The following is a 4,994-nucleotide window of genomic DNA, read 5'->3' as shown; positions in this document are numbered from 1 at the left end:
ATTTGACCGATTTAATGCCGTGGAATGTTGATTTGAGCAATTTGGATTAACGTTTCACTGCTTCATTTACCGCTTACTTTATACGTAACAATTTGAGCTGTTTGATTAAACTCAGTTTTAAGCATGTTAAAGATATATGCAGCATGCTCTGTTGATGAAGAAACAATCAGTCCAGCGGCATTAGGATTGACCTTCTTGATGATTTTAAGCTTGTCTGTTGCTAGTGTTAAAATATGTCTGAGCGCTTCATTATTTTTGATGACCGATTGGTAAGGAACCGATTTATCCTTAAATAATTCATCAAAACAGTTAAAGGTTTTGGTCTCATTATCTTTGTCAGTAACTGATATTTTTTCATTATCTATCAGTACTATTTTGGGGCTGCGACATACAATGTCAGCAATGGCTTCTTTTAGACCATAAATGAAATCGCATTGAATTTTATTATCTGGGTCAGTATATCGAGACAAGGCAATTGGAGACTGATCTGAACGCCATGGCGTTCCCGTCAAAGCTAAAGTGTACCGAGCCTTGTCTTGTATGTTGAGTAAAATTTCTTCACCCCATACATTTGCATCTTCAATCGTTCTCCCTGAACAATGATGGATCTCATCAAAGACCACTAAAACTCGATTCTTCTCTAGTAATTGCCAAAAGTCTTCTTTAAAAGATAGCATTCCTTGATAAGTATAAGAGCAACCGATAGAGCCAATCACACCATCAAAACGACATGACAACCGGTGTGAAAATGTTTTCTGAATTCCCTGTGCGATATTCACTGAAGGCGAAAAACAAAGAACAAAATCGATAAGGCCTTGTTCAAATAATCTAGCGGCCACTTCAGATGCCATAACCGTCTTTCCTGCCCCTGGAGTAGCTAAGCAGAGGAAATGTCTCTGGTTAGCACTAAATTGCTTTGTGGCGTGATTGACGCACTCTGACTGCCATTGCCTTAGTTGCATTATATTTACTTCTGTTGGTGAGTGAGCACAGACTTAATTGCCTTTATCTGTCCCAGTAACTTCGAACTATTTTCTCTAGCAAGCATATATTGTGACTCAAGATGCGATTTCATTTCAGGGAATGAATTATATAAACGCATATATTCTTCTGACTCTCCAATACTGGTGAGCAAATCAACTTCCGATTGCTTAAGACGTTGTTCTAGATTTTGTATTTTATCTTTACTAATATTTTCGGCTTGCGATAAAGGATGATAACTTTGCTCATCACTAGTGCTTATAATGAAATTCGTTTTTGAAAATAATTCTGTCTTCTGGTATGTGATAGATTTTAAGCCTTCGTTTTGAGATTTTTTCAAAAGCCCTTTTTTAACCAATCTAGATATTTGTCGATAAATGAAATTGTATGTTTGGCTTACACTTTCACAGCCCTGTGAAACCGCATGATATACATCTCGTAATTCTATAACTTGAAAATGATTGAAGCTCTCATCCTGGAGAATAGTATGTAATGTTGAACATATTTTGATTGAAGCTTTTGGCATAACGTTCTCACAAGGCTCTATTACTCACTCATTTTGAGTGTTAGATGGACATAAAAAACAATTGCGGATTATAGTCCGTGGCTTTATAAGCCGCAACTTTAGATAGTCTTTCTTTTTAATGAGATTAAAAATGAAAGACTTAGCAGTACAATTTGGACGAAAACTAAGAGCTAAACGTAAAATTCTTGGAATCTCACAGGATAAAATGGCTTTATTAGCGGAAATGGATCGCAGCTATGCAGGTAGGATTGAGCGTGGTGAAGTCAACATTACACTTGAAAAGGTGTATCAATTAGCAGAAGTACTTGAGTGTGATGTAAAGGAATTACTTCCTTGACTATAAATATTACATTACCTAGATCAACGAGTATTAGAATAGTCCTAACTCGTATTTGGACAGAAGCTTGTTAGAGTTAAAGCTCTAGAAGTAATAATTGTCATTAGGGGAGTATGGCAACCAAATATGTGATTACGCCCACAGCAGCTTTGCTGCGTCGCGACTGCCTGTGCTTATTAAGTGGTTTACACCACTTTACCATTTACGAAGTGATTAACAATATCAGCGTATACTTCATCAGAGAGCTCGAAAAAATCGAACAATACAAATAAGGGGCCAACTAAGGACTTCACCACCTTTACTAAATCGTTTGAAATATCTTCGAGCTTTATGGTTATTTCAGACGAACACTCATTCTCAGCGATTTTTCTACTCTCGTGGAGCATCCTATTTGGGTTGGAGCTAGAAAGTACTCGGCCTTCTATACCTTCATAGTTGATTCTGATAGAAATCTCATCAGTGTCGTTAGCCCCAAGCTCCTCATACATTTTTCCGATATACAGCAATGCCTCTGTTGTTCGTACAATTCGTGTATTAAAGAAAATCTCCCCCGGATTCTTCCTGTCTTCAAAAATGCTTTTAAGAAGATAAAAGTCACCTGCGGTATTCCAAGACCAATAATCAAAAGACTCTCTATCACCAATATTTATATTAGATACTATGCCATCAGCAGTTGGTCTAGGCCTGTACTCATCCCGATTTTCTAGCATTACACCGATAGGCCATCCAAATGTTTTTATTTCCGATTTTCTTGCGCCAGCCAGCAATTCCTTCTGTGATGCATTGATATTTGGATTTCCAATTGATGATGATATTTCCCAAAGAGTGTTAATACCCTGTGTTGAGGCTGATTTCTTAGCCTTATCTCTGTGCTCCTCTGCCCAGCCAGCATTAACTTTTGCCTTTGCTACAGGTTTATTATCTTCCTCTTTTTCGAACTCTGGAGGAATGCCAAGAGGCGGCTTTTCGTTTTCAGAGACGCCGAAAATATCCCGGATAAGCTCCTTTAGGCGAGCCTCATATTCATTATCATTTTCAAAATCTATATATGCTCTTGAGCTAAGACAAACAGGAACTTTATTTACTGTATTGTTGCCTCTAACCAGAGGAATAAATTTATTTGTACCTAAGTTTTTCACAAGCTCGCCAGTTACAATCATTTTTTCATAACCGACGCCTCCTTTACCTTCATTAGCTTTCAGTACATAACTTTCACTACAAACTGCTATAACCCTGTCTGCGCTCGTGATACCAGATTCCATAAAGACAGCTAGATCATCGCCAAGTCGAATGTCCCACTGGTCTAATATTGCATCCACGCCACTTCCTCTAAGATCAGAAGCAAGCTTTCTAACCCATTCTTTATGAAGATCGGAATCATGCGAATAAGAAATAAAAACTCTTGGATTATTGCTCATAGTCATTCACTTAACCTCTTATTATATCGCTGCTCGATAATGTTCCGGTTCAAATTGACCAACTCAGACACACGTAACGCATGGTGATAAGCAATAATGATGATTGTGCTATCACGATGACCGTGGCGACCGACAGACTTGGCTGCTTTGCTGATGCGTTCAATCTCTGATGATGTTAGATATTCACGTTCACGGACATCTTTATATTTGCGGGTATTGGTAACTTTCGAGTTTTCGGTGTTTGGGGTGGGTGTTCTGTAATCTTCTAAGTTGCTGATTTTACTCATTCGGCTCTCCGTAACTTTCGAGATTATAGTCTAAAACTGGAAAGATTTATACGATGATGAGAATTGCTAGTAATGGGAACTGTGATGATGGGTTTAAGGTTGGGTCAGGATCCCTGCGGGATCCTGACAACGTTACTGTTGGTGGTTTAGCTACCCTTGGAGGAAGTTTGTTATGTCAGACTTGAATAGTTCCACATCAAACTTCTTTACTTTCTTGGGTAGTGAATCAAAACATGATAACGACTCTAATAACTTACTTTTCAGTAATTTTATAGTTTCACCATCGGATGCGCTAATAAAAGCTTCATACGATTCACTATCGAGTTTTATATCAAAAGTGAACGTGTTCTTTATCTCCTTCGTGCTTCCATCAAGTAAAGGGACTTGTTGGCTGGCAACATACTTGGGCTTTCTCTTGGTTGAGAATGCTTCGAAGCCCGGGACAGTGCGTAAACATATAAAACCGATATCGATATTTTCTATGTCTTCACCATAGTTCCTGTCTTTAAATTCATCACTAAGTGAATCTGAAAAGTGTTGAGTTAAGGCTGATTTTCCATCAGCCTCCATGTCTATTTCAATTGCAAAACCAATGTTCATAATTACCTAAATATCTTATTGCCCGGAGGCAGACTAAAGTTAATCAAGGCGTGGTTGTATATTTTCATTTTTTCTACAACTTTTATCTGCACTCGATTCCCATGGAATTCATTTACTTGTCGGAGATTGTTTGTCCGCAAGAATGTCGGTGAATATCTAGATGTTGGGTTAGTGGTTTCTCCAAACTTCCAAATCTCTCCTGACTTGAGGTTTGTCGAACCGGATGAGCAATTGAAGCAAGGGTATACCCCGTCTTTGGTTGCACGTAATGAGTATTGAACACCATCTGGCCCAGTGGCTTTTTTCATTATGCCATCAATTTCTGTTCTCATTTTTTCCATGAGTTCAGGGCCGTAATAAGCCGAAGCTGCAAGTGTTGCAACCCCCATGGCAACTTCACCTATAGGAGTTGGTTCAGCCGCTGCGCCTCCCCAACCAACCGCTAAAATTCCAGCAGCTTTTATTGTATCAGCATCGTCAGTATTAGCCGTTACAGTGCCACTATAAGGTGTTACGTTTTGATTGGTACTAGAACTATCATTCCCCTCATCTTCATGTTTCTTTGAGCCATTACCCGTAGAGTTTTCTTCGTTTGTTTGCCCATTTGAAGCAGAAAAAAGATGAGATGTTCCTTTAAACATCTCATTTATCCTTCTCATTTCGTCCTCTGATGGCAAAGGAGTACCAGCAAACCCTCCCATCAACTCATTCGTGCGCCAAGCAGATGCATTACCACTACGAACAGCACTATACCCTGTCGGGTCAGTGCCACTCATCGGGTTATTCAAAATATACGAATACGGGTTAGCGCTCTGGCTATTCTCTGGGAACTGCAAAAAAGGGTC

5 protein-coding genes and 2 pseudogenes are annotated in these 4,994 nt (G+C 39.0%); 1 reads left to right on the top strand and 6 read right to left on the bottom strand.

All coding sequences use genetic code 11. The annotated features are described in order from the left end of the window. Positions 1 to 77: 77 nt before the first annotated feature. Positions 78 to 962 (bottom strand): annotated as a pseudogene (locus tag AAEY97_RS20975) (DEAD/DEAH box helicase); the annotation flags it as partial. 5 nt (positions 963 to 967) lie between these two features. Then, a complete protein-coding gene (locus AAEY97_RS20970; protein WP_182742899.1) occupies positions 968 to 1,507 on the bottom strand; it encodes a VspR family transcription factor in 540 nt (179 codons plus the stop codon). A gap of 130 nt (positions 1,508 to 1,637) precedes the next feature. On the opposite strand from AAEY97_RS20970, the gene AAEY97_RS20965 reads away from it, so the two are divergent. Continuing rightward, a complete protein-coding gene (locus AAEY97_RS20965) occupies positions 1,638 to 1,844 on the top strand; it encodes a helix-turn-helix domain-containing protein (protein ID WP_124018451.1) in 207 nt (68 codons plus the stop codon). A gap of 185 nt (positions 1,845 to 2,029) precedes the next feature. On the opposite strand, the gene AAEY97_RS20960 is transcribed toward AAEY97_RS20965, so the two are convergent. The 4 genes and pseudogenes from AAEY97_RS20960 to AAEY97_RS20945 all read right to left on the bottom strand — a co-directional run. Next, positions 2,030 to 3,262 carry a toll/interleukin-1 receptor domain-containing protein gene (locus AAEY97_RS20960; protein ID WP_351001256.1) on the bottom strand — a complete coding sequence of 411 codons (1,233 nt, stop codon included), beginning with the start codon at positions 3,260 to 3,262 and terminating at the stop codon, positions 2,030 to 2,032. 2 nt (positions 3,263 to 3,264) lie between these two features. After that, the gene (locus tag AAEY97_RS20955) at positions 3,265 to 3,549 is read right to left on the bottom strand and encodes a hypothetical protein (RefSeq protein WP_351001253.1); all 285 of its coding nucleotides are present in this window, start codon (positions 3,547 to 3,549) and stop codon (positions 3,265 to 3,267) included. 150 nt (positions 3,550 to 3,699) lie between these two features. Continuing rightward, positions 3,700 to 4,149 (bottom strand): Imm44 family immunity protein, encoded by a 450-nt coding sequence (locus AAEY97_RS20950; protein ID WP_351001250.1) that lies wholly within the window; start codon positions 4,147 to 4,149, stop codon positions 3,700 to 3,702. Between the two features lie 2 nt (positions 4,150 to 4,151). Next, positions 4,152 to 4,994 (bottom strand): annotated as a pseudogene (locus AAEY97_RS20945) (hypothetical protein); the annotation flags it as partial.

Source organism: Shewanella sp. TB7-MNA-CIBAN-0143, from assembly GCF_040310065.1.
GTDB lineage: Bacteria > Pseudomonadota > Gammaproteobacteria > Enterobacterales > Shewanellaceae > Shewanella.
This window is presented reverse-complemented; position numbering and strand designations above follow the sequence as displayed.

What these genes read in the sequence shown, in the direction of transcription:
- AAEY97_RS20960 (WP_351001256.1), bottom strand. Translation starts at nt 3,262, where the DNA reads ATGAGCAATAATCCAAGAGTTTTTATTTCTTATTCGCATGATTCCGAT.
- AAEY97_RS20950 (WP_351001250.1), bottom strand. Translation starts at nt 4,149, where the DNA reads ATGAACATTGGTTTTGCAATTGAAATAGACATGGAGGCTGATGGAAAA.
- AAEY97_RS20955 (WP_351001253.1), bottom strand. Translation starts at nt 3,549, where the DNA reads ATGAGTAAAATCAGCAACTTAGAAGATTACAGAACACCCACCCCAAAC.
- AAEY97_RS20965 (WP_124018451.1), top strand. Translation starts at nt 1,638, where the DNA reads ATGAAAGACTTAGCAGTACAATTTGGACGAAAACTAAGAGCTAAACGT.
- AAEY97_RS20970 (WP_182742899.1), bottom strand. Translation starts at nt 1,507, where the DNA reads ATGCCAAAAGCTTCAATCAAAATATGTTCAACATTACATACTATTCTC.